General features: G+C 42.3%; 16 protein-coding genes. 11 read left to right on the forward strand and 5 right to left on the reverse strand.

The features are described 5' to 3' along the window. Positions 1-378: 378 nt before the first annotated feature. A complete protein-coding gene (locus R8P61_16640; protein MDW3648697.1) occupies positions 379-2,055 on the forward strand; it encodes a DUF1800 domain-containing protein in 1,677 nt (558 codons plus the stop codon). Positions 2,056-2,077: 22 nt separating this feature from the next. After that, positions 2,078-3,661, forward strand: coding sequence for a DUF1501 domain-containing protein (locus tag R8P61_16645; protein MDW3648698.1), 1,584 nt, complete (start codon positions 2,078-2,080; stop codon positions 3,659-3,661). A gap of 66 nt (positions 3,662-3,727) precedes the next feature. Here R8P61_16645 and R8P61_16650 read toward each other — a convergent pair whose 3' ends face one another. The 3 genes from R8P61_16650 to R8P61_16660 form a co-directional block, all read right to left on the reverse strand. After that, the gene (locus R8P61_16650; protein MDW3648699.1) at positions 3,728-3,919 is read right to left on the reverse strand and encodes a YwbE family protein; all 192 of its coding nucleotides are present in this window, start codon (positions 3,917-3,919) and stop codon (positions 3,728-3,730) included. A gap of 4 nt (positions 3,920-3,923) precedes the next feature. Beyond that, positions 3,924-4,775: a hypothetical protein gene (locus R8P61_16655; GenBank protein ID MDW3648700.1), complete on the reverse strand. Its 852-nt coding sequence runs from the start codon at positions 4,773-4,775 to the stop codon at positions 3,924-3,926. Positions 4,776-5,024: 249 nt separating this feature from the next. Next, the gene (locus tag R8P61_16660; protein ID MDW3648701.1) at positions 5,025-8,258 is read right to left on the reverse strand and encodes a hypothetical protein; all 3,234 of its coding nucleotides are present in this window, start codon (positions 8,256-8,258) and stop codon (positions 5,025-5,027) included. A 184-nt stretch (positions 8,259-8,442) separates the two neighbouring features. On the opposite strand from R8P61_16660, the gene R8P61_16665 reads away from it, so the two are divergent. From R8P61_16665 to R8P61_16695, 7 genes are all read left to right on the forward strand, one after another. Next, positions 8,443-11,109, forward strand: a complete 2,667-nt coding sequence (locus R8P61_16665; protein ID MDW3648702.1) for a S8 family serine peptidase — start codon at positions 8,443-8,445, stop codon at positions 11,107-11,109. Between the two features lie 51 nt (positions 11,110-11,160). Further along, complete coding sequence (locus tag R8P61_16670; GenBank protein ID MDW3648703.1) at positions 11,161-12,219, forward strand: hypothetical protein; 1,059 nt, start codon at positions 11,161-11,163, stop codon at positions 12,217-12,219. 81 nt (positions 12,220-12,300) lie between these two features. After that, positions 12,301-15,189, forward strand: a complete 2,889-nt coding sequence (locus R8P61_16675; GenBank protein ID MDW3648704.1) for a CHAT domain-containing protein — start codon at positions 12,301-12,303, stop codon at positions 15,187-15,189. A gap of 188 nt (positions 15,190-15,377) precedes the next feature. Continuing rightward, the gene (locus R8P61_16680; GenBank protein MDW3648705.1) at positions 15,378-16,064 is read left to right on the forward strand and encodes a MotA/TolQ/ExbB proton channel family protein; all 687 of its coding nucleotides are present in this window, start codon (positions 15,378-15,380) and stop codon (positions 16,062-16,064) included. Between the two features lie 41 nt (positions 16,065-16,105). Next, positions 16,106-16,513, forward strand: coding sequence for a biopolymer transporter ExbD (locus R8P61_16685; GenBank protein MDW3648706.1), 408 nt, complete (start codon positions 16,106-16,108; stop codon positions 16,511-16,513). A gap of 232 nt (positions 16,514-16,745) precedes the next feature. Further along, a complete protein-coding gene (locus R8P61_16690; protein ID MDW3648707.1) occupies positions 16,746-17,552 on the forward strand; it encodes a DUF1223 domain-containing protein in 807 nt (268 codons plus the stop codon). 393 nt (positions 17,553-17,945) lie between these two features. Then, positions 17,946-22,127 carry an ATP-binding protein gene (locus R8P61_16695; protein MDW3648708.1) on the forward strand — a complete coding sequence of 1,394 codons (4,182 nt, stop codon included), beginning with the start codon at positions 17,946-17,948 and terminating at the stop codon, positions 22,125-22,127. A gap of 52 nt (positions 22,128-22,179) precedes the next feature. On the opposite strand, the gene R8P61_16700 is transcribed toward R8P61_16695, so the two are convergent. Next, on the reverse strand, positions 22,180-23,082 hold the full coding sequence (locus R8P61_16700) for a helix-turn-helix domain-containing protein (GenBank protein ID MDW3648709.1): 903 nt from the start codon (positions 23,080-23,082) through the stop codon (positions 22,180-22,182). Positions 23,083-23,293: 211 nt separating this feature from the next. On the opposite strand from R8P61_16700, the gene R8P61_16705 reads away from it, so the two are divergent. Beyond that, on the forward strand, positions 23,294-23,896 hold the full coding sequence (locus R8P61_16705; GenBank protein ID MDW3648710.1) for a DUF3137 domain-containing protein: 603 nt from the start codon (positions 23,294-23,296) through the stop codon (positions 23,894-23,896). A gap of 98 nt (positions 23,897-23,994) precedes the next feature. On the opposite strand, the gene R8P61_16710 is transcribed toward R8P61_16705, so the two are convergent. Beyond that, complete coding sequence (locus R8P61_16710) at positions 23,995-24,984, reverse strand: glycerophosphodiester phosphodiesterase family protein (GenBank protein MDW3648711.1); 990 nt, start codon at positions 24,982-24,984, stop codon at positions 23,995-23,997. 173 nt (positions 24,985-25,157) lie between these two features. On the opposite strand from R8P61_16710, the gene R8P61_16715 reads away from it, so the two are divergent. Then, entirely contained in the window at positions 25,158-25,610 is a 453-nt protein-coding gene (locus tag R8P61_16715; GenBank protein ID MDW3648712.1) for a hypothetical protein, read from the forward strand. Positions 25,611-25,621: the final 11 nt, after the last annotated feature.

Here is a 25,621-nt window from a genome sequence, read left to right on the forward strand (position 1 = left end):
GATAGTTGCCTTAGGTAAATTTAGATTTCGAGTAGTATTTAGAGTATAAGTCATCACGTTAATCAGATTAACGTGTATTGATGTTAGTAGATATGTTAGCTAAAAGACCGATAAATTCCTGTGGCATTTACCAGAACGAGGATAGGGTATGTAATTTTTAAATGTAACCAAAGTTTCCAATATTTCAAATATAAGGAACTTAGGCCAATTAGCCTAAATGATTTCCTGAAGCATTTTCACGGCCTGTTTCATGCTCCTATTAAGATAATGATTTTTCCCATTATATCGAATCTTCATTTATTCCCTTAAACAAATGTTTTATAAAAAATAAATATATTGAGATTCATATTTATGGGAACTCATTAAAACCTAACGGTTATGGATAGAAGATCTTTCCTGGGTTTAAGACAGGAAAAAGATGTGTCTAAAGCTCTCTTGCCCAAACAGATACATTCCGGACTTTCTCCTTATGCGGGTCCATGGACTAAGGTTCAGGCCTCTCACCTTCTCCGAAGAAGTTTATTTGGTCCGAAAGCAAGTGAAATCAACTGGTCCGTCAGCGCGGGATTAGAGGCTAGCCTGGATGCACTTTTTGCAGATCAAGCGCCGCCAGAACCTCCACTCAATTTTTATGATACCGCAGATCCGGTGGTTCCCCTTGGAAACACCTGGATAGATGCCCCTTATGTGGACGGTAGCCGAAATAGCAGGAGGAGAATATCCCTCTTAGCCTGGAGCATGGGACTGAGAATTCATCAAAATATTTCTATCCGGGAAAAGATGTGTCTTTTCTGGCATAACCATTTTGCTATCCAGAGTTCGGATGTAGTTGATTCCCGATTCCTGTATAAGTATTGCAATCTGATACGAGAACAGGCCCTCGGCAACTTTCAAACCCTCACAGAAAGAATCACGGTTGACCCTTCCATGCTTCATTACCTAAATGGGAATAGCAATTTTCGACAATCAGATGATGGAGGCCAAACCTATAGAGCTTCCAATGAAAATTATGGACGGGAACTCTTGGAACTTTTTACCATTGGAAAAGGAGACGATGGAACTGAAGTTTACTATACAGAAGATGATGTCAGAGCGGCAGCTCGAGTGCTTACGGGTTGGATTCATCGGGGACGCCTTTCCAATCGCTTTCCCGTGACGGTAGAATTCCGCAGCAACCGACATGATCCGACCCCCAAACAATTCTCTTCTCATTTCAACAATCAAGTCATAAGCGATAATGGAGCCAATGAGTACAAAGATCTGATCTCGATGATATTCAATCAATTGGAGACGGCTCGATTTATTTGTAGAAAGCTTTATCGCTGGTTTGTCTATTATGAAATTGATGAAGATGTCGAAAGTCAGGTGATCAATCCTATGGCGGCTCTGCTCAGGTTCAACAATTATGATATCAAACCTTGTTTAAGAGCATTGCTTGCCAGCGAACATTTTTATGATGCGGTAAATAGAGGCTGTATTATCAAAAATCCACTCGAATTCACCGTAGGAATTCATCGGCAATTTGATATAGAGTTTCCAAAGTATCCCAATATTCTCCCGCAATATCTGCATTGGTACCGCTTACATACGGAAACCACAAACCAATTGCTCGAATATTTAAATCCTCCGGACGTAGCGGGCTGGCCGGCTTATTATCAGTTGCCGAGATACCATGCCTACTGGATCAGCTCAGTTACCCTTCCGGCCAGGCAAAATACGGTAAGTCTCTACAATAAAGATCAGGGCTATAAAAGCAGTGGATTCCAGACCCTTATACAACCTCTCACATTACTCGATGCTGTGAGTGATCCACTGGATCCTAATACCCTGATTTCCGAATGGGCAGAATTGCTATTTCCGCAAGCCCTGGATCAAAGTCAGTTGGACTTTTTAAAGGAAGTACTCATTCCCGGTTTGCCTGATTATGAGTGGACCCTTGAATATGGATTATTTCTCGAAGATCCTTTCGATCAGGTTCTGAAAGCATCTATTCTCAGCAAATTGCGAGCCTTATTGGATACCATGATGAGTCTGGCGGAATTCCATTTATGCTAAAGCCCTTTTAACAGAAAATCTCATGAAAAGAAGAAACTTTCTGAAAAATACAGCAGCGGCTACCACCTTGCCTATTATGCTGGGAGGGCTTCCTGTACACGCGATCAATCGAAATCCTCTCCTGGATATCCTGTATAAAAATGCCATGATGACGGATCGGGTCCTGGTCCTGATTCAATTAAATGGAGGAAATGACGGATTAAATACGGTTGTTCCTCTCAATGAATATGGCAATTTGAGTCTGGTCAGGCCTCAGGTAATTCTGCCCGAATTAAGTATTCTGAGATTGAATACAGATACGGGATTACACCCTGCGCTGACTGGCTTCAAACAACTTTATGATAGCAGCAAATTGACGGTTTTGCAGAATGTAGGATATGATAATCCTAATTTTTCTCACTTCCGATCAACAGATATATGGCTTACTGGCTCTCCTTCTAATGAAGTTTATTCCACTGGATGGTTGGGACGATATCTCGATATGGACCATGGAGGATATCCCGCAAATTATCCCAATGATGATTTTCCCGATCCATTGGCCATAACCGTGGGGTCTATTGTTTCCAATACCTGTCAGGGACTGGGCAGCAATTTCGGAATGGCTATTCGCAGCCTGGATGAATTTAACCAGTTGCAGACGGGAGGAACAGGGGGAACACCCAATAATCGATATGGTATTGAACTGGATTTCATCCGACAAAGCATGCTGCAAACCAATCAATATCTGGGAAGTATACAGGATGCAGCAAGTGCCGGTAATAATCTCTCCCAACTTTATCCCCAAAGTGGCAATCGCCTGGCTGATCAACTCCGCATAGTCGCTCAGTTGATTTCGGGAGGCCTACGCACTCCTTTCTATGTTGTAAATCTGGGAGGTTTTGATACGCATATCCAACAGGTAAACTCCAGTGATCATCTTGCTGGTCGACATGCAGATTTGATGTTTGATTTGAATGAGGCAGTTACAGCATTTCAGGATGATTTGGAGCTGATGGGGATACAGGATAGAGTTCTCGGGATGACTTTCTCAGAGTTTGGAAGAAGGATCAGAGGAAATGACAGTTATGGAACAGATCACGGTGCGGCTGCGCCTATGATGCTTTTTGGAAGTCAGGTAAATGGTCAGATTATTGGCCAAAACCCTATCATCGACCCGGCGGTAGATGAGACCGCCAGTATTCCGGCTGATATTGATTTCCGATCTGTATATGGTTCCGTTCTGATGGATTGGTTTTGTGTGGATGAAAATGACATAAAAACCCTGCTATACAATGATTTCCAACGCATCAACATCCTTCCTCCGGACCTCAGCTGTGATTCAGCAACCAGTGTTAAGGATCTATTGAATCCGGACTTATTGAGTCAAAATTACCCCAATCCATTCCAAAGCAGTACTCGAATTCCTTTTAGTAGTGAAGGTGGGGATTTACGGATTGATATTTTCAATACCAGTGGAGTAATGATTAAAACCCTCACGAATCGATTCTTTGCGCCCGGAGAATACCAAATCACCTTTGATGCGGAAGGCCTGGCTGCAGGCGTCTATTATTATCGTTTGAGGCATAACAATAGTTATGCTACGCGGAGTATGATCCTCACTCGATAAAGCTGAGACTAAAAAAAGAGTCGGGACAGATGATCATCTGTCCCGACTCTTTTTCATAATTTTCGATTATAAAATCTCTTTTACCCTTCCGACAATCCCACTGGCAAGTTTAACCTTGATTCCATGGGGGTGATTGGAGGATTTGGTCAGAATCCGCTGTACGGTCCCTTCAGTCAATTCGCCCGTACGCTGATGGTGTTTTTGTACCACGCGAACCTCGGCTCCGACCTGTAAATTTTTCCTATTCCTATATGGCATCTCTCTATGGACGTTTTCGGTTTCCTCTCACTCGACTATTTGTCCCAACCTCTTGGGGTCTTTTGCCTCCCCAACCAACATTCAGTAAATCCATCTTCTCATCCCAGCGCTGTTTGATCTGGTATTCCATTTCTATGAGGTCAGAGGTACGATTGTAAGCACTTCCCGTTATATCTTCTCTTTTGGCAAATACCGCATACCAGTGTCCTTCGCCATATTCGATTTCCAGCAAATCATAATCATCTTTCCAACGCTGAGAGATATTGTATTCCATTTCCCATAGATCAACGATCCGGTTGTAACCAGAATTGGTGTGGCTCTTGCTTTTTGCGAATACAGCATACCACTGCTCTTCCCCATATTCTATATCCAGCAATTCGTATCCATCATCCCAGTTATTCTTGATATCTCTCTGCAGGGCATTGATATCTCTGGCCCGACTGATACGGCAGTCCTCCATTTCATCACTTTGTGCATATACTCCATACCAGAGTCCGTCCCCAAATTCAATATCCAGCATAATAAAGCCATTTCCCAGAATTTCGCGGGACTCGGTTTCCCATTCCAGTAGATTGGTGGATCCAAAGAAAGAAGTCTTTCTCAAGTCCTGGCTTTTACCAAAAATTGCATACCAGTGTCCTTCACCATATTCGATTTCGAGGAGATCATATCCATCTTTCCAGCGTTGCTGGATTTCAGATTCCAATTCCCATCGGCTATCAGTCCGGTTGTATCCGGTATTATCTATATCCTCACTTTCTCCAAATATGGCGAACCATTTTTTTTCTTCTTGTGCATTTCCTTCAAAGGAGATCAGCAGCATTACTGCTAGTAGAAATGAGATGAGTCTGTTCATGTTAAAGTTTATTGTTTGCAATAAGAATTTCGCAAGTATGTGCTTTTCCGACTGTCAAATACTTAGGTCAAATAAAATTTAAGATATAAAGGCTTTTGCTAAAGCACCCAAAAATGGCACAATTTTATGTGTTTTCAAGCATTTCAGGAAAATGATAAAATAAAAGATCTTTAAAAGAAAGGCTTCCCTATTCCTTAAATCTATCACATTTGTGTCTAATATCAGACAGCCTCTATCTAATCATACAAATCATTCCAGTCTTACCCTCAGCATTCCACAATTTTTCAAGTTAGAACGCAATACAAGGGTTTTCCGACTTTCTCCATCATCCACCATAACGGCAGCAGTATTGGGGGGAGTGCTACCTAAATTGTGGGCATAGAGGGTAATGAAATTATTACCTGGTCGGAATGTGAATTCAAATTCGGCTTTTTTCTTTTTCAGGCCGTATTGTTCAATGATCCATTCTCCATTCACATTGACAGAAACGGTATCCAGGTCTTCGGCTGCGTGATCCCAAATGGTAATCGTTGCTTTTGGATTGCGGATAACAATCTCCTCCTGGGTTTTGATCCGTCTCTTCTTTATTCGGGTCGGAATACCATCTCTTCCATAAGAAATATCACTTTCTACCGGCCTTTCAGTTGAGACAGGCTGAGGTTTAGGTTCTTCCCTGGGAGGAGGCGGTGGGGGAATATTCTCGCGGGGTTTTTCAGCAGCTGTAATGGGTGGGGCCGCTTCCAGATCATCATTACAATCCCGTATCTGTTGAGGACCGGAAATTCTTTCACAATAATCTGCATAGGCTCTCACCTGATAGGTCCCAGGCCTTTCTACTTTATAGGAAGCTTGATTGGCACCGGGAATATCTTTTCCATCTTTGATCCACTGATAACGAAGTCCGGCTCTGACTTGTGTATATAACATCAATCCTCCATCATCGCATAATGTCATCGGCTCTTTGCGATTCTTGAAATCAGGTCTGCCATATTTCATCACAAAGCCTTGCGAATTGCTGGTCAAATCGAATTGAGCACCTGGAAAGTTTTTGCCTTTGCTGTTGCCAGCTACCCAGATGCTTCCTTCCTGATCTCCGCTAATGGCCGGTAATTGGTTCATCACATTGCTGGCCCCTTTGTCCTGCCAAATAATGGTCTGCTTGTCCAGTCGATTGAGTTTGCTAACAAAGAAATCGGTACGGTCGCTGAATCCGGCGATATAAAGATCGCCATCAGAACTATGGATACGGGATTTTAAGGTGAGGCTGGAATTCGGCTCTAACAAATCACCCCTCCAGCGACGCTTCCCATAGGTATCATATCGATAAATCACACTGTTCATGACCAGATAAGAAGTTCCCTCACAGTCTGTATGAAAGTCAGCGGTCCGGTATTTACGTTTGCCTGTATCCATACTTTGAGCCCAGAAAAGATCTCCCTCCGGACTGAATTTCGCCAAAAAGTAATTATCACCCTGCACTGCACCTCTTAAAATCTTCTTCTCAAAATTCGCAATGATCTTGTATCCACCTGCGACATACACATTTCCATCACAGTCGGTATGCAAGCCATTGCCAAAATCATATTTATACCAGTCTATCGGAAAGGTTTTCACCCAAAGTAATTCTCCCCTTGAGGAGTGTTTGGCCAGAAATAAGGAACCTCGATTGGCAGCCTTGTAGCGCATTCCACTAATAATCATTTGATCATTGAAACGGCCACTGGTATATACAGAACCCAAATCATCTACAGCAAGACCTGTCAATCGCTGGCGAGAGACTTCTTTCTTCCAGAGCAGACGACCATCCGGACGGTATTTACTCAAATAGGTGTCATTATCGGCAACAATGAGGTTTCCATCATTATCGGTATCTATAAATCTCTGGCTGAGATCACTTTTTCTTTCTACGGGGAAATTCAGGCGAAAGAGTCCATTAGGGAAAAATCCATCGATTCTGTCTTCAACCCGAGATCCTCTCTCTACGCTACTTAAGACATAAGTAGCACCAGTAGGAGCATTGGAAATAGCTCTTATATAGGTATCCCCTTTAGATTTTGGCAATTTATTGGTCCATAGCCAACGAGGTAAAATGGGGAGCATTCCGTTTACCGTATCTGCCTCTGTAAATATGCCCGGAGGAGTAAATCTTCTTAGATTTAGGGCCGGAGATACATTGGTACAAGCTCCTAGGGAAACTTTTACAGAATAATTGCCTGGCGTTTTTACCCAATAGTTTTTCCCATTTGCATTGGGGATTTCCAGCTTATTTTTTAACCATTGATACTCTCCCCCTCCACGGACGACAGCACTTAGTTGAATAGAATCATCTAAACAAAGGATATCTTCATAGGATTCAACTGTAGGCTCTGGGGGAGGAACAAAAGTAATTCTCTGTTCCTGAGAGGTATTTACACAGCCGTCTTTTCTTCTCTGTAATTGATACACGCCACTTTCTCGAACGAGCAGGTCTCGTTGGGTTGCTCCTCTGATCGGGCTTCCATTTTTCAGCCACTGATAATCTATCCTTCCCATGGCAAATCCAGCCTCCAGTCTAATTTCTGCCCCTTGACACAAAGTCTGATCACCTCCCGGATATACGTCCAACTCACAGCTATTGAGATCCATCTCAAAAATATCATTACTCCCCAAACTTCCCTGATCCGAACACCAGAACAGTCGCTTTCCATTATCGGTAACAAAAAAATCGAAATCATATCCTGGTGTATTAATGGGCGCACCGATGTTTACCGGTTTCGACCAGTTTCTCCAGGTATTGTCAAGGCGTTTGGTCATGAAAATATCATGGTCTCCCAGGCCTTCATGTCCATTGCTATTGAAATAGAGGGTAACTCCATCTTCAGCCAGGAAAGGCGCATCTTCATCACCAACCGTATTGATGGTGGGTCCCAGATTGACGGGTTCACTCCAGGCAGTATCATTTATAGGAAAAGAAATGTATATGTCCGTTCCTCCATAGGTATTTTCTCCTTCATTGGGCAAAAGCATGATCCTTTCCGGAGTCATGTAATAGTCTTTGTATTGCCCCTGATAATTGAAATTGCGGATATGAGCATCGATAGGAACGGACCAATAGCCTTGTCTGGTCCGCACACTATAGGCAATTCCACCTTCTCTCACACCAGGAGGCACCTGCATGACCCATAAGGTGTCTTCATCCGGGGAAACCTGCCAAACAAAATCATGCCCTTTCCCATTCAGAGGCTTTCCGATATTTCTGGCGGGATTCCAGCTTCCATCTCTTCGACGGGTACTGAACCAAATATCGCCAGGATCGGCTTGTCCACCTGTGTTCGAAGGCATTTCTCTACGCCAAAAGTATAGAACACTCCCATCTGAATTGGGAATGGGCTCTCTTTCTTCATAGGCTGAATTAATCTCAAATTCCGGATGAATGACCTTCTGACCCCAGAGAGGAAGCACCGAAAAGATGGAAATTAGCAAGACTAGGAAATTCGGTCTCATGTTTACTTAGGTTCTGAATTGTCTGGATGATTATCCTTAATATAGTCAACGCAAAGATTTGCGATGGATTTTATGAGGATAATAATTTCTTTAATACACTAAATAAATGGGGTAAACGTGCAAGAAACGCCTCCTGCAATAAAGGGAAATTCAAGCAATTTCCGTGTATATTCGTTTTACTATTATGCGAAAGCACCTATTCCTTTGGCTTTTACTTGCTGTGCTATCGACAAGCTATGCGCAGGATAGCCCCTGCGTGAGTGGTGAGTTGCTGGTTATGCTGGAGTCGACTGCTCCGGAAAAAGTCCTCGCCCGTCCCTTCCAGGGAGCAAATTCTCTGACCTACCCTCAAGTCAAAAAATGCATTTCCCCTGCCCTCTCTATTTTCCTTCTGAGCTTTGATCAGTCGGAGTTGGATGAAACAGAAGCCCTCTCGCAACTCAGGCAATGGGAAGGAGTCAGGTATGCTCAGCTAAATCACAAGCTCGAACATAGAGCTTTGAATACGACCATACCAAATGATCCTAATTTTCTTGGTCAATGGCCTCTGGAAAATATCGGGCAGAACAATGGGACTGTAGATGCTGATATTGCGGCTACAGAAGCCTGGGATATTACCACCGGTGGATTGACGGTTCAGGGAGATACGATTGTTGTGGCAGTCATTGATCAGGGCATGGATTTGAATCATGAGGACCTAAACTTATGGAGGAATCATGCAGAAATCCCCGACAATGGGATAGATGATGATGGGAATGGGTTTACGGACGATTATTTGGGTTGGAATGCTAATCAGGATAATGATGAAATCCCTCTGGATATACACGGTACACCCGTAGCAGGCATCATTGCTGCCCAGGGAGATAATGGAAAAGGAATTGCCGGAGTAAGTTGGAATACCCAGATCATGACGCTGGTAAATATTCTGGCGGTAGAGGCAGAGGTTGTTGAAGCTTATAGTTATGTATTGGAAATGCGGCGAAGATATAATCAAAGCGGAGGGGCAGAAGGGGCTTTTGTAGTGGCAACCAATTCCTCTTTTGGGGTTGATTTTGGGAATCCGGCCAATTTTCCCATTTGGTGTGCCATTTATGATTCTTTGGGAGCACAGGGAGTAATCAATGTAGCAGCTACTACCAATGCAGCTCGGAATGTAGATGTGCAAAACGATATGCCCAGCGGATGCATCAGTGATTTCCTCATTACCGTAACCAATACCAATAATCAGGATGTCCTGAATACAGGAGCGGGTTTTGGAGCCAATAATGTCGATTTGGGAGCTCCGGGCACCCAGGTACCGAGTACTCGGGAGAATGATACTTATGGGAGCTACAGCGGAACTTCTTTCTCTACGCCTTATGTAAGTGGTACTGTGGCCCTGCTTTTCTCTGCTGCCTGCCCGGAAATTTTAACCCAATACAAACTCACACCAGAAAATATGGCCCTGGAATTTAAATCCTGGATTCTGGATGGGGTAGATCTTTTACCTTCTCTCAATGGAAAAACCCTATCGGGGGGAAGGTTGAATGCTTATAATAGCCTCTTACTTCAACAAGGAGATTGTAGCAATTTTAATTTGGATTGTCTGGCGCCCGATATGCTTGAAGTGAGTAATCTGACAGATGTTTCAGCCCTGCTTAGCTGGGCGAATATTGATTCTGCGGAGAATTATTCTTTTCGATATCGGGAAAGTAGTGCGAGTATCTGGACCGATAGCGTGCTCAGCGATACCTTTCTCCAACTTGACATACTGACCCCCTGCACCGATTATATTTTTCAGGTATCAGCCAATTGTACTGACGATAGTTCCGGTTTTTTGGCTAGCCAGAGATTCCGAACCGAGGGTTGTTGCGAAGCGGCTCCAGGATTTGGCGTAACTGAGCTTGATTCTACTGAGATTTCTCTGGTCTGGCAGAATGTTTTTGGTGCCAATGCCTATATTCTTCAGTTTAGAGAAGAAGGTCAACAAAGCTGGAATGAGGAAATAATCAACGATACAAATTTTCTCCTGGGCAACTTAAATCCCTGCACGCTATATGAATTGAGGTTGGGAACAGATTGCGGGAATCCCGATACCAATTTCACCCAAATCCTTCAAATACAAAGTCCGGGCTGTGGATTTTGTCTCGATACAGAATACTGCACCTCTCGCGCCAATGTCACACAATTCGAATGGATAGAAGCGGTTAAGATCGGCCCTATTCAAAATGTCTCTGGTTCAAATGGAGGTTATGCAGAATTTTCTGAGCCCTCCTACATACTGGCTGAAGATTCTACGTATGAAATCACCCTCGAACATGGATTTGTAGGATTGGCTGGCAGACAACATTGGCGAATTTGGATTGATGCAAATCAAGATGGACAATTTGCAAGTAATGATAGTGAATTATTCTTTGCCACGGATTTGCCGATTGATGGAGAATTTAGCGATAGCCTGAAAACTCCAGCAGCCATTCTCAGTGGAAATACCCGTATGCGAATCAGCATGAAATTTGAAGGCACATTGAATCCTGAACTTCCTCCCAGTGAATGCGAGACCTTTGAATTTGGAGAGGTAGAGGATTATTGTATCCAAATTTTACCTAAAGGAAGTGTCAGCCGAACTCCCCTATTTAATCCCCCTTTCCTAAAAGTTTATCCAAACCCTTTCCAAAATCAATTAGTTATAGAAAGTGAGGAGGCGGTTCTGGACTGGCAACTATTTGATGTTCAGGGACGATTAGTAAGAGAGGAAGGTAATTTAAGGAACTACGAACGTTTGTTGAATTTAGGAGATCTCCCAAGCGGCATATACTATCTGAAAATACACACAGAAAACGGCACAAGCAGTAAGAAAATACTCAAGTATTGAGTTACATCCTTGTCTCGATTACTCTAAGCAACACCTCTAAGCTAAACTGCGATGAAATCTATTTGGTCAACGTCATGTGCATTCATTCTCTTTTTTCTACTACTGCATTCATCTTCTTTCAGTCAAATTCAAACTACCTTATCTCTAGGAGATCGAGAATCTGGCGATGATCTAACCAGCCTTTGTGAGCGACCTATTTCTTTTTGTCTGAAGGCCAATTGGGGCAGCAACATTGAAATGGAAATTAAAGGTCCTCCCGTTAAGATTCTGAGTGTAAATGCAAAAGTTTCTCAAGGAAGAAAAACCATCTGGGAATCGGAAGGATTTGAAATTGATAGTCTTTTCTTTCAAAACGATCGTCATTACTATCGTGTCATGGCTGATCTCACCAAAAGTAAATTTGTAGGAAGAGCATTTCTGGAAATCCGAATAGATTATTTGGACCAAAGTGATGGAAATCAGGAAATCCAAACGGCTATCCGTAAATATGCTGTTTGTATAAATTGGGAAATAGGAACCATAGAAGATTGTCAGAAAGTATGTAATTGCTCTGAAGATTGGAAAATAGGCATCATGGCAGGAACTATTTGGGGACTATATGGAGGCGGACCTGATATCTTTCAAGACAATACTTTCAGACCCAATATCAGAGACAAATTTATCGGGGCAAGTTATAGTTCTCCCGGATATCGATATAGCTATTCAGCAGAAATTGGCCTTCAATCCAATGATTTTGTCTGGCAGGAAGTTATTTACTTTGTCAATCAACCCGTAATCGTTGCTACAGATACAATCTCTCGTCTTCAACTCTTCGTAACCCCCGGCCTTTGGCGAGCTCACTTAAGGGGGCTAAAAAGTATTGCTTTAGGCAACAGCTATTATTATCTTATAAATGCTAAGGTAGATGGTGAAAATGCCGCCAACCTCGGTGAGATCAAAGACCAGCGATTCAAACGTTTCCAGCCCGAATTTTTCTGGGAATTTCGCTATGGTCATCCCCTCGAAGGTCTAAGTGTAAGTGCACGTGTGAGCATTCGAAGGGGAGGAATTCAAGGTGTCACGGATAACTGGCATCCCTTTGGCAGGCTATATTTAAATTATGGATTTTGAGTTATTACGAATAATTGCTCAAAATCAGAATATTAGCTAGCCTAAAGCCAACACAGCCTTTGGCCAATACGTATTTATAGCATGATCCACGCCTTCAAATATTTAGGTCTGGCTATTGTATTCTTTTCCTTACTCAGTGGTAAATCTCTGGCGCAGGATCAGTCTGACGATAGTTATCAAGCTGATGAGCTTGCAAAACAACAATTTGAGCTTGCCCTGACAAATCTTAACCAGGATCGTAATGATACTGCGATTATACTTTTCGAGGAAGCACTCTCGCATTATAATGATGCGGAAAATAGTGAAGGGGTTTATACCAGTGGTATCTATCTGGCCATCGCACTCAAGAAAGCAGGACGACTGGAAGACTTCCTCGCCCATAGCCATATCTTTCGTTCTCATTTGGTGGATTCAGACTCTCTTAGTGCGCAGCTTAAACTCTCTCTGGGAGCATCTTTTTTCAAAAAAGGCGACTATCAGGAAGCCCTGGACAATCTAGAATCTGCCCAGGATCGCGTGGAGAACATGAATAACAATGATTTGCTCCACTACCGTATCCTTGAAAACAAAGCCCGGATTTATAGAAAAATAGAGGATGCTGGGGGAGAATTGAAAACCCATGAGGAAATCGAGAAACTCCTAGGAACCCATGAAGTATTTCTTCTGGAAGAAGATCTGCTTGAATTATCTATATATAAATGGGCAGCCCTTGTTCGGGCAAAAAAAACAAAAGAAGCTGAGAATTATCATTTAAGGTCCGAAAAAATATACCGGGCCTATGAAGACAGCTTTAGCCCGGATCGGAAGGAATTTGCGTTGAGAGAAATGGGGCATACGGCTTATGAGATGGGAAAACACCAAACAGCAAAGAACTATCTCAATGAATACCTCAACCTGGCTTCAAAGCAGGAAACAGAAATTGATGAAGCGAAGTATTTATTAGTTCAGATCGCTTTTCGTTCAGGCGAAGAGACCTCTGCACAAAAGTTACTTACAGCACTATTGGCAAAAGGAAAAGAGCTAAGCCTAAGTAAAGACAAAATTGCAGAGCTCCATTTTATAGCAGGTGAATTGAAAAAAGCAGAGGGATTGTATGAAGAAGCCATCCGTCAGTATCAGGAGGTTTTCAAAATTTGGAAACCGGATCAAAGAAGCCTTTCCATTCACCAAATCCCTGAAGTAGAAAATCTTCCGGCTAAAGTCCTCAATCATCGTGTTCTCTGGTCCTATGCTGAAACACTCAATGATATGGGATTGATTGATGAAAAAGCCTCAAAGGCATTATTCGAATCCTCTCTTGCTGCTTATCAAAAAGCCATGGAATTCGGAGAAAAATTGAGAAATGATGTCCTGTTTGAAGAAGAAGAAATCATCCCTTTAGCCCAGGTCAGACAAAAATATGAAGAGGCAATACAACTGGCAGTACATCTGGGACGCATCAATAAAGATGATCGTTTTATAGGTATAGCTTTTCAATTTCAACAAGCCGCAAAAGCAGAAGAAAGAAGAGAAGTTTTTTTCCAGTATTACCGCAATCAGGGCGTCCCTTGGGATTCGAAGGAGGAAAGCAGAAGAAAAATCTTTATTCAACGCCTCAAGGATTTTGAGAAAGAAATTGCAGAAATCCCTTTCAAAGAAGAGCGCGAAGTTTTGCAATCTATCCGAGACAATGTTGAGGATGAATATGGACGTTTCCGCCAGTCTTTACGCTATGGAGATGCTGCCTATTTTAAACTCAAGGAACAAAGCGCTCAGAGCTCCATCGCTGAGCTTAGGGCACAATTGGGCAATTATGAATTGCTGCTTTGTATGTTCCAGGGGAAAGAGAAACTCTACCTCTTCGAACTGAGAAAAGAAATCATAGACCTTCGCATTGTTGAACTCAGCGAAGAAGGGAATAAACCTTATCTGGACTTTATAGCTATGGTTCAGGATAAATATTCTTCAGCTCATGGTTTTGGTGAACGAGCCTATTCTTTTTACCAGGAATTACTGGAGAAACCATTGACTGACAGTACTTCATCTATTGTTCTGGTTCCTGACGGTTTGTTTCATTTTTTCCCATTTGAAGTTTTGCTAAGCGAAAAAAGCGAATCTATTGATTTTAAAGACCAGCCCTATTTAATCCGAAAATATCCGATCCGCTATCTTCTCCATAGTACTGATATCCTGCCCACCAAAGAATATTTTTATCGGGATTATCAGCATAAGTATGCCATGTTTATGCCCAGACCTAAAGAGGGTAAGAGCCTGAGTTTTATTGATTCCCTCCAACTAAATGATGAGGAAAGAACCAATATTTCCAATAGCGATTTTCCGCTGCTCGATAAACAGGAGAAGTACATGGAAAAAAGACGCAAACAAATGGGTGCAGAAATCTTTGCGGGTTGGAGAGCTAGCGAAAGAAGCTTCAGAGGCTATGGGGAAGATTACCACAGCGTTGAAATGGCAGGCTATGTGGTGAGCTCAGATTACCAGCCCTTATACTCAGGCCTTCAATTTAGTCCGCAGGATGATGGAGGGCATTTCCTGGCCGTTCATGAGATTCTTGGCAATGATTTGAATAATGATCTCCTGATCCTGCCCAATCATGCTGCAGTAGGAAGTCTCCAGAATGGACAAGGTTTTCGAAGCCTTGTATATGCATTAGAAATCTCCAAGGTGCAAAATCTCATTATCAGCCAATGGATGATGGAGGAAAACGGAAATCAAATCATACTCGAAGATTTGATCAAAAGACTTTATGTCGGAACCGGTAAAGCACGTGCCCTTCAGGAAGCCAAATTGAACTACTTGAAAACAGAGGAAGAAACCCATCCTTATTATTGGTCAGGCCTCGTTTTATATGGAGATAATATAGAACTGGAAGGGGAAGAAAGACCCTGGTGGAGCTATGGTGCTTTGATATTTGCCCTCTTTATGCTCCTCCTGATAATCTTCGGTTTTAGGCGAAAAAGAAGACGGAGATAGTTCAGTACAGAAAAAATCCATAGGCTTTGTGCAACACTCAGCAATCCTCTTTGTCATTAATGCAGTTTGGAAATGTGGAGAATATTCGAGAAAAGCCAATAAATCTCTCGCAAAAAAGTATCAGGTTTTGAATAAACCCCTGAAAATTCCGTAATTCCGACCTAAAATACGATCCAAAATATTCATTTATGCTGTACCTACTTCAAACCCCCGCTGTCGCAGACTCTACGGGACTGGCAACTGAAGCTGCTGCGAGTAAATCTCTTTGGGAAGTCCTATATGCGGGTGGCTGGCCAATGATCCCCCTGGTTATCCTTTTAGCACTGGCAATTTTCATCTACATTGAAAGATGGCGGACGATCAGTCAGGCCGATGGTGATTCTAATGAGATTATGCAAAGAGTACGGGATTATGTACTGAATGGCAATATAGAAGGAGCGAAAGCCCTCTGCGATACACAAGGATCTCCTTTTGCACGAATGATCCGAAAAGGATTGGGACGTTTGGGTTCTCCCCTGAAAGATATCCAGGCATCTATTGAAAATGTAGGGGAACTGGAAGTTTATAGAATGGAACGAAGACTTTCTATTCTGGCTACTATCGCAGGTGCTGCTCCCATGATTGGTTTCTTTGGAACCGTACTGGGGATGATTAAGGCTTTCAACGCCATTGTTACTGCTGGTGGTCAAACAGATGCTATTCAGTTGGCAGACGGTATTTCCGAAGCCCTGGTAACTACGGCCTCTGGATTGGTAGTAGGTATCATTGCTTATCTGGCTTACAATTCTCTGGTAGCCATGAAAGACAAGGTAGTTTACAAACTGGAATTGACCTCTGCTGGATTCGTTGACCTCTTGCAAGAGCCTGCCGGATAAAGGCAACATCTTTCTTTTTCACCTTAAAAAGACCTTAATCCATGGCACTCAGATCAAGAAATAAACCGTCCCCGGAATTTAACTCCGCCTCTATATCGGACATCGTGTTCCTCTTGCTGATCTATTTCATGCTGGCTTCAACTTTTGTTACCCAGTCATCGATCCGCATCCAATTGCCAAGTAGTACATCCGATCGTCCTGCCTCTGGTGGACATAATATTACTGTTGGACAAGGCGGACAAATTGCCTTTGATAACCAAATCGTGCAGGAGAAAGAGGATCTCAGACCTTTCCTCGAAGGTTTCCTGAATGATGAAAACAAACAAAATGATATCGTAAACCTGCGCATCGACAAGGAGGTAACCTTCCAGGAAGCTGCAGGAGTAATGGGAATCATTTCTGAATACGAGAACGCTAAGCTGGTGATCCTTACTGAAAGGGAAAACTAGCGAATACATATAAAGAGAAAAGGGCGGGTCTTTTACAGGCCTGCCCTTTTTTGTTACAATATGTTAGACTTTTGTGAGGAATAAGGAAGTTGAACTTCTGAACTTGCTTACCTAACAACAATCCGGGCCTTTCCCGGCAAACACTTAAGCCAAAAATGAAATGAAGTATCTCAGCATTTTTTTCGGCCTTTTACTAGCCTTCTCATTAGTAGCCTGCGGACAATCTGAAAAGATGTCCAAGTCCAAAGGGGAAATGAAGGCGATGGAGATGAAAGACAAGGATAAAATGTCGATGACAAAAGACGAAATGGAGTCTATTGAAATGAAAAAGATGGATAAAATGGAGATGAAAGGATTTGCTGTGCTTGAACTCTTTACTTCAGAAGGTTGCAGTAGCTGTCCTCCTGCAGATCGACTTCTGAGTGATGTAATCACAGATGCCGAAGAGAAAGGTCTTCAGGTCTATGCACTTTCTTTTCATGTCGATTACTGGAATCGTCTGGGATGGAAGGATCCCTATAGTTCTGCTGTTTTTTCTGAAAGGCAACGCAATTATGCCCGCACCCTTCAGAGCAATGTATATACCCCGCAATTGGTCGTAAATGGAAAGGATGAATTTGTAGGATCCAATCGTACCAAAGCTGCTATGTCTATCAAAAAAGCCCTCGATGCACCCGTAAAAAATCTGAGCATTGATTTTGAATCAAAACTTATGGGAGATCAACTTTCATTCACTTATAAGAGTGGGGACAAAATGGAAGGCAAAGTGCTGAATGTGGCTTTGGTTGAGTCTGATCTTTCCCAGAACGTAAGTCGGGGAGAAAACAGAGGCAGATTACTCAAACATGACAATGTGGTCAGGGCTTTTGAAAGCCTGGAATTGGATGCATTGATGGGAAGAGGAAGTTTACAACTACCTGAAGATTTCAATCTAGCGAAGGCCAAACTGATTGTCTATGCCCAGGACAAATTGACGCGAGAAGTCGTTCTGGCTCAGGCAATCGAGCTGTCGGAGAAAGCCGCAATGATGGAAAAGTAGGCCTTCCTATACCGAACCCAAACAGATAGGAGCAAACGAATCCTTTCCAGTCATCCCGCATTTATCTTGAGTAAGGGATAAATTGCGGGATATTTCTTTGTTAGGTTTTGAGATTATTACCCCACCGGAAAGCTTATTATATACTTTCAGGAAAAAAACTTAAGCGTAAAAATTCTCAGAGGCAGTTGTAAGATATAAGATTTTTCCTCTCCAATTTATTTGGCAATACGCTTTGAAAGAGGGGAAAAAACCAGAAATAGGGAAATTATCATGATTTGTTCAAAACGAGTAAGTAAAATAGTAGGCTCAAATCCAATGTAAGCGAATAGGAATATTTCGTTTAAATGAAACACTCGTATAATTTAGTTTGCCTTTTCATTACCTAAGTTATACGTGAGAAAGTATTTATTACTCCTAGCATTTACCTGCTGCCTCATTCCTTACCTGTTTTCTCAATTGCCGCCTATTAATTTTGAGCAAATCCATTTAAATAAGGATTTCACCTCGCCTCACATTTATGGGATCGATCAAGATGAGGACGGATTTTTGTGGCTTGGAACTTCCAAAGGAGTTTATCGATACGACGGATCTCTTTTTCATTCGATTCAGGCAGAAGCTGACAGCAGCTCAGCCTTGTCTGGAATGAAAATCCGAGCTATCATCAGCGATCAGAAAGGTAGTCTTTGGTTTGGAACCCAGGGAGAAGGTTTGTTCCGTTACGAAATTTCAACAAATCGACTGTCTGCATTTTCTCCTGACTCCAGTGAACATACCCCCTTGAATAATCAGGAGATATTGAGCCTGGAGCGAGGAGGTGAAGACATTTTATGGGTAGGCTCAGAAGGAGGCCTTAATTCAGTAAATGAAAAAACACTACTCGTTCAAAGCATTCCTCTAAAGGCCAGGGGAAAAAAGATAGATGAGCCTTTTTCAGTCCTGGGAATCGAGAAAGATAGCCAGGGAAATATATGGGTTGGTAGTTGGCAATACGGTTTATGTAGGCTTGTTTGGGATCAAACAAAAGAAGGCCTGAAGCAAGCGTACCTGGAGAAAATTGAGTTCTCTAACAAAATCATGGCGAAAGCTCCGCTGAGGCAAGTAACCAGCCTGCATATTGATTCGCAGGATCGAATCGTTTTTGGGAGCCTGGGAAGAGGACTGTACATTACCAATCCCGTTACTGAACAGGAAATCCACTTTTTCAAAATCAAGGAATTATCCAGCCTAAGGGAGCAGAAAACGGGTCTGGCGATTCTAAGCTCTTTTATTGACTCAAAAGGAAACATATGGGGAGGGAGTACGAGAGACCTGCAGATTGTGAGTCCTATTAAATCTCTACCGAGGGAAGGCGAGGACAAACTGAGAATCGTAGAGGGGAGATCGATTAGCCACCAAAGTATAGGAACTTTGGGCCTTCCCAAGGGAGGAATCAGGTGTATTTTCGAAAGTAAAGAAGGCATTATATGGATTGGTGCAGAGGGTGGATTAGCTAAATATTCCTCCCAATTGTCTCTGTTTAAATTTTACCCAACAAATACCGAGTTACATCACCTTAGCAACGTAGATCATACACTACAGGGAATCCTGAGAGGAGCGTGGATGACAAATCATGACGAAGACCTTTTGTACTATGATGTTTACGGAAATCTTAAGAGATCCTACAATACCCAGGCCGCGCCTGATTTTCGACTGGAATCGAACCGAGTATTGGGAGTATACGATGATGTCAGGCATAAGGCTATTTGGATTTTTGGCCCCAGCGGGATAACAAAACTCAACGCAGAGGGTAAGAAAGTTCATTACCTTCGTCTTGCGCCACCAGGCCAAAGCAAAATCGACTACATCAAAGCTTTTCATATTGATCCTGAGGGGTTTATCTGGATCATCTCCAAACAAGCGATCTACGCCCTTGACAGAGACCTATCTATTCTTAAAAAATATAATTCTTTATCAGATATAGATCCGAGGCTAAGCTATGGAAAAATCAATGATGCCATCCAAAGCAAAGGAAATACCTTTTGGGTTGCATCGGAATTATCAGGTCTGTTAAGCATCCAATTTAAGGGAAGGGAGGCGAAGCTTATGAAAAGATTTATCCCTTTCCCCGACAATCCCGAAAGCCTGAAAAACAAATATTTCTTTTCTTTACTCAAGCATAAAAACTCCATTTGGATAGGTTCTCATCAGGGACTCCTTACTTTTGATCCGGCAAAGGGTGAATTTGAGTTTTACGGGGAAAAAGAAGGACTCCAAAACCCGATTATGGCCCATTTGCAGGTAGACGAGCTGGGAACGATTTGGGGAGTTTCTAATGATTATATCCTTCGCTTTGATCCTCGCTCCAAACGTTTTACTCACTTTGGAACAAAGCATGGAGTTAGAGGAGGAAGTTTTACCAATTACTATTCCCACAAAAGCAATGATGGCACATTGCTATTCCGATCCAATGAGGGATACCTGAAGCTTGATCCAAAACAACTTTCAGATGAAGTGGAAACTGCACGCTGCCATTTCACCGAATTATATTTGAATGGAAACCTCATTCAACCTCTAAAAACCCTTCAGGAAGAAAGCATAAGCATTCTGGATCAAAACCTGGCTAGTACCCGCGAATTAAACATCCCACCTAGTCAGAAGCGTCTGGAGATTCGGGTATCCTGTATTCAATACAATTTCCCCAATGAGCAAAACAACTACTATAAATTGGAGGGATACGATCAGAAATGGAGGCCATTAGAAATGGGAGAAAACATTTCCTACATGAATCTGGAAGCTGCAAGTTATACCTTGCGGATCAGAAGTGGGGACCTTGAACTAGACGATCAGATTAGCCTAAAAATCAATATCCTGCCCCTTTTCTGGGAAACCCCTTTAGCAAAACTATTGGTCGGAATTCTTCTGACAATGTTAATAATTGGCTTATTCTACCTCCGAAGCTGGCAAGTCCTGAATCAAAATCGCCAGCTACAGAAAAAAGTAGAGGAACGGACGCGAGAGCTAAAGGTTGCAAACCAAAAGGAGAAAGAAGCCCGTCAAAAAGCTGAACAGGCAACTCTAACCAAGTCCCAATTTCTTGCAAATATGTCTCATGAAATCCGAACGCCTATGAATGGTATTCTGGGAATGGCAGAATTATTATCCATCGAAAACCTGAGTAATGAGCAGGCAGAGTATGTCCGCCTGATTCGGAAAAGTGGGGAAAATCTCCTGACCATCATAAATGACATACTCGACTTCTCCAAAATAGATTCTGGCAAATTTATCCTGGAGCGCGAGCCAATAACTTTGGAGGATTGCATGGATGATATCCTGGGACTTCTGAGCAGCAAAACAGGAGATCAAGCCCTGGAATTGCTCTCCAGGCTTGATTCGAATCTTCCTGCTGTTGTTTGGGGAGATGAGTTGCGCCTAAAACAAATACTGATCAATTTATTGGGGAATTCACTTAAGTTTACCCATAAAGGGGAAGTTGTCCTCGAGGTGCAGGAGAAAAAACGATTCCTTCAGGGAGATCAGCCTTTCGCCCGATTGGAATTCAAGGTGCGAGATACTGGCATAGGTATCCCTCCGGAGAAACTAAAATATCTGTTTAAGGCTTTTACCCAAGTTGATGCTTCCACCACGCGAAAATATGGCGGTACCGGATTAGGCTTGAGTATTTCTTCCCATTTATGTCGCCTTATGGGAGGAGAACTTAAGGTTTGGAGCGAGGAAGGCCAGGGAAGTGAATTTTCCTTTGAATTAGATATGGAGATTAAGGAAGAAGAGTCAGTATTTTCAGAAACATATCGTTCACTATCGGGAAAAAAGGTTTTGATCATAGATTCGGAAATCCACAGGAGTCGCTTCTTGATTTCGATTCTGGAGCATTACCATATGATCGTGATCCATGCATCCGATCTGGAAAAAGCTCAAAGTTTGGTAGCCTCTGAAAGCGGAATTCAAGCCCTCATTTGCAATGGCTTAAATGATGCCAAAATCTCTCCGTATAAAGACTGGATCAAGCGAAACCCAGATATAAAATTTATCCAATTGCTACCCTTCTCAGATTTACGAGAAAACAAGCAGCAAGGAGAGCTTTGGGAAATCATCAAAAAACCGGTCAGAAAGAGTCTGCTACTTACAAGCCTATGCGAACTAAGCGAACTTGCAAAGCAAAATAATCATCCACCCAAACCGATACCTCAAGGCGTATTCCCGTCTCAAGAGATTTTATTGGTTGAGGACAATCCTATCAACCAAAAACTGGCCCTGAAAATCATTCAAAAGCTAGGCTTAAAGGCACAATTGGCCAATAATGGAAAAGAAGCTATTGAATGCTTGCGCAAGAGGAGTTTCAAAATTGTCTTAATGGATGTTCAAATGCCTGTCATGGACGGACTGGAGGCAACTCGCTTCATAAGGTCCAACTTCTCATCCGAGCATCAGCCCATGATTCTGGCTATGACGGCCAATGCCATGAAAGGAGATAAAGAAATGTGTTTGGAGGCAGGAATGAATGATTACATCAGCAAGCCTTTTAAAATGGCTGAAATCAAAGATTTGCTAAGCAAATTTCTGCTGGATTTAGCCTAAATGGATCAATAATCAGTGCCTTGCTTTTTCAAGCCGTTCAGCTTAGCGGGAATTAGTTCACGCTCCTATACTCACGAGGACTCATTCCGGTTTTGGCCTTAAACATTTTGCTAAAATGCTGGGAATACTCAAAGCCCAAACCAAAAGCCACCTGACTCACGGGTTCATTGGAGTTAAGTAACAGAGTCTTGGCTTTGTCGATGACAAAACTATGAATATGGTCCTGGGCATTTCTGCCGGTTTCCTTTTTCAGCAGATCGCTCAGATAATTGGCGGACATATTCAGTTTTTCACTGCAAAACCGTACCGAAGGAATCCCTGTGGCCAATTGCTTTTCTGAACGAAAGTACTCTTTCAACAGATGCTCAAAGCGACTGAAAACATCCTGATTGAGATTGCTTCGGGTGTAGAATTGGCGATCATAATATCGAGTACAATAGTCGAGCAGAAGCTGAACATTCGTAACAATCAATTTCTGGCTGTGCTTGTCGATATTTGAGGCTATTTCCTCTTGTATTTTTTCTAGGAGATCATTGAGGACTTTTTTTTCTTTGTCTGAAATATGCAGGGCTTCATTGACTTCATAATCAAAAAAACTATAGCTATCGATTGTTTTGCCCAATTCGGATTTTCTTATCAAATCTGGATGAAAAAGTAAAGACCAACCTCTGGCATCACTTTCTTCCTCCACCTCTTTGGAACCCATGACCTGACCCGGCGCCATAAAAATCATGCTGCCTTCTTCAAAATCATAAGAGTTTCTCCCATAAGCAAAAGACCCTCTGAATCCTTCTTTAAGCGCAATAAAATATAGAGAAGAAGTGATCCGCATATCCTCCATCCCTTGAGCATAACCCGGCTTATGTTGAAAAATGGAAATCAAAGGATGTTGAGGCTTTTCAAAACCCATCACGCGATGAACCTCAGATATGCTGTTAAAATGAATAAAATCCATAATCCGTCCTGTTTTTTCTTCTTACAAATAAAGCTAGTAAAAAGAATCGCTTTGTATACATTTTCTAAATCTTTGTATCCATTTCCCATATCAAGAGGGATAGCAGCCTTATTAGGGAACTGATTCTCTACTCGCATCATGTTTCCAACTTGGATAAATTTCAGGCAGTCTCTATTTTAAGGAGAATTAGCAAAAAATAGTCTGTATTTATATGTCAAAAATTGATCTTTTTGGAAAACACAAACGCCAAATCTGGAAACAACTAGCAGAGCAACTGGAAGGAGAATATGTTAAAGGAAAAATGTTCAAAACCGATCGGGTTGAGGCTTATCATGGAGATTGGATGATAGTTTTGGATAGTTTTGTCATAGATAAGATGGTTTTCACCCGAATAAGAGCTCCTTATGTGAACCGGGATGATTTTACCTTCAAGATTTTTCGGGAGCATATTGGTCATAAGGTGAGTAAAGCCTTTGGGATGAAAGATATTGAAGTAGGGCATCCGGAATTTGATAAGGATTTTGTCATTCAAGGCAGTGATAAGCGCAAATTACAGATGATGTTTGAAGATCCGAATATCCGACAACTCATCAGTTGGCAACCCAAAATATTGCTAGAGTTAAGAAGAGAAGCTCCCCTATTCAGCAAGCCTAAGTTTCCAGATGATGTAAACGAAATTTATTATCAGGTTACAGGTATTATCAAAGACCTGGAGCAACTGCATGATTTATTTGAATTATTCGGGCATACCCTCGATCACCTTTGCGCTATAGGAACGGCTTATGAAGACGATCCGAATTTCAGCTATTATTAGGAAGTGTTGGAGATGGAGAAAACTTCTCCACTTATCATGCGTTGTAGTGTTTTAGTTGGTAGCTCTTATTTCTTCATTCCTTCTTCCTTGTTCTTCCTTCATTTTTTCCCAAAAGCAGGTCCCAGGAGGTCAATTCGATCTGTCCATATTCCTCCTCGATAGTTTTCTGGCAACTCTAGTGCATCTTCCCGTTTATCAAATCCCGTACTAAAGCCTTCGCCCTTATAAGGACCCACAAGCATGACGCGGGAATTGACAGACTCCATGCGATTGACAAATTTATGGGGCCAGCCCCAGAGCCAGGGGGCGAAATTTTCCGGAACCATCACCACACAATCCTGGCACTCTGCTGGGACGATTCCAGTCCAGCCATAGGCAAAGTATTTGGTCAGACAGGATTTTAATTTAGGACGAGTGGTGTATTGTATATCAGGAAGGAACTTTATCACTTCCTCTACGGATTTTCTCCCACCATATACCATCAATTTCCCGGAGCGTCTCTGACTGAGTTCTTTCAAGCTTTCGCCCAGAACCTTCCCCTCTTCCTTCAGATTGCTTTTCACATCTATCATGAAATCCTTGTCTGGAAAGCTGGTCAGGATTTGTTCCAAAGAAGGCATCATGCCTACCCCCTTTCCCCTAAAGGGAAAAGTCTTGCCTCCATCTGCTGTGTATCCATATCCAATGTCCAGCTTTTGCAAGGAATCCAGGCTATGATCTTTGGTTCGTCCCCTTCCCTCTGTTCGGCAATCCACTGTCCAGTCGTGAAAGACCCCAAAGCGATCATCTGTAGTCTTGTGAACATCAAATTCGACGATTTGAGCTCCTGCTGCAAAAGCTGCTTCAATAGACGGAATGGTATTCTCTAAATATTGATGCTCAACCGCTATCCATTTTTCTGCTGTACAGGTTTCATTGGTCAGGCCTTCCCGATCATAAGGCTGTCCCATGGCGCGGTGTGCCAGTAGAACGGGAGAAGCTTCTGGAACTGAGACGAAAAGATTGCTGTTGTTGAGGAATATAAAGAGGGGAAATAACAGAAGGAGCCAAAGGTATTTCCGTTTTCGGGACTTGCTTTTCTTATTCATGGATGGATGCTATTGCTCAAGTATAAGGATTCTCAGGCATTTCGTATAGCAAGCAGGAAGAATTTAGAAAAATTTAACAGTTCAGACAGGACTTATGGTCTTTCAGACAAAAAGACAAGTTTACTAGTTGATTCAGGATTAATTTATGCTAAAGGGATCATAAAATTTCCAAAATGAGAAAACCTGCAATCTTTCAAAAAGTCTTGACGGGCTTTGGCTACTTCTTCTGGATCAATGTTGCTGTGATCCTATTGCTAAATTGGATCGCCTATGTAGAAATCGGCTATTTGCCAGAAGTTCAGGAGGATTTTCCACTAGGATTTCTCGGCGGAAAAGAAAGATATAGTTTTATTAATGCTTTTCTCGCAGAAGACCTACTATTCCCTACCTGGTTTGGTAGTTTATTTGTCTCCTTTATATTATCCCCCATCTACCTTTGTTATGTCCTCCTTTATTGGCTCTTTAAGGTAGAGCAAGATCTTAGTAAACCAAACCTATCCTTTTCCCTGTTTGGATTTATTTTATTCAATTTATTGAACTTCCAATTTCTTATTGAGCGGTATTTATACAAATGGACCTCAATCTCTCTGGAAATTCACGACTGGACCTGGTGGTTCATAGACTAATTTTCCCTAAA

The organism is Bacteroidia bacterium, from assembly GCA_033391075.1.
In the GTDB taxonomy this organism is placed as follows: Bacteria; Bacteroidota; Bacteroidia; order J057; family J057; genus JAWPMV01.

Coding starts and splice junctions, on each gene's coding strand:
- R8P61_16640 (MDW3648697.1), top strand. CDS start 379: ATGGATAGAAGATCTTTCCTGGGTTTAAGACAGGAAAAAGATGTGTCT.
- R8P61_16645 (MDW3648698.1), top strand. CDS start 2,078: ATGAAAAGAAGAAACTTTCTGAAAAATACAGCAGCGGCTACCACCTTG.
- R8P61_16650 (MDW3648699.1), bottom strand. CDS start 3,919: ATGCCATATAGGAATAGGAAAAATTTACAGGTCGGAGCCGAGGTTCGC.
- R8P61_16655 (MDW3648700.1), bottom strand. CDS start 4,775: ATGAACAGACTCATCTCATTTCTACTAGCAGTAATGCTGCTGATCTCC.
- R8P61_16660 (MDW3648701.1), bottom strand. CDS start 8,258: ATGAGACCGAATTTCCTAGTCTTGCTAATTTCCATCTTTTCGGTGCTT.
- R8P61_16665 (MDW3648702.1), top strand. CDS start 8,443: ATGCGAAAGCACCTATTCCTTTGGCTTTTACTTGCTGTGCTATCGACA.
- R8P61_16670 (MDW3648703.1), top strand. CDS start 11,161: ATGAAATCTATTTGGTCAACGTCATGTGCATTCATTCTCTTTTTTCTA.
- R8P61_16675 (MDW3648704.1), top strand. CDS start 12,301: ATGATCCACGCCTTCAAATATTTAGGTCTGGCTATTGTATTCTTTTCC.
- R8P61_16680 (MDW3648705.1), top strand. CDS start 15,378: ATGCTGTACCTACTTCAAACCCCCGCTGTCGCAGACTCTACGGGACTG.
- R8P61_16685 (MDW3648706.1), top strand. CDS start 16,106: ATGGCACTCAGATCAAGAAATAAACCGTCCCCGGAATTTAACTCCGCC.
- R8P61_16690 (MDW3648707.1), top strand. CDS start 16,746: ATGTCCAAGTCCAAAGGGGAAATGAAGGCGATGGAGATGAAAGACAAG.
- R8P61_16700 (MDW3648709.1), bottom strand. CDS start 23,082: ATGGATTTTATTCATTTTAACAGCATATCTGAGGTTCATCGCGTGATG.
- R8P61_16705 (MDW3648710.1), top strand. CDS start 23,294: ATGTCAAAAATTGATCTTTTTGGAAAACACAAACGCCAAATCTGGAAA.
- R8P61_16710 (MDW3648711.1), bottom strand. CDS start 24,984: ATGAATAAGAAAAGCAAGTCCCGAAAACGGAAATACCTTTGGCTCCTT.
- R8P61_16715 (MDW3648712.1), top strand. CDS start 25,158: ATGAGAAAACCTGCAATCTTTCAAAAAGTCTTGACGGGCTTTGGCTAC.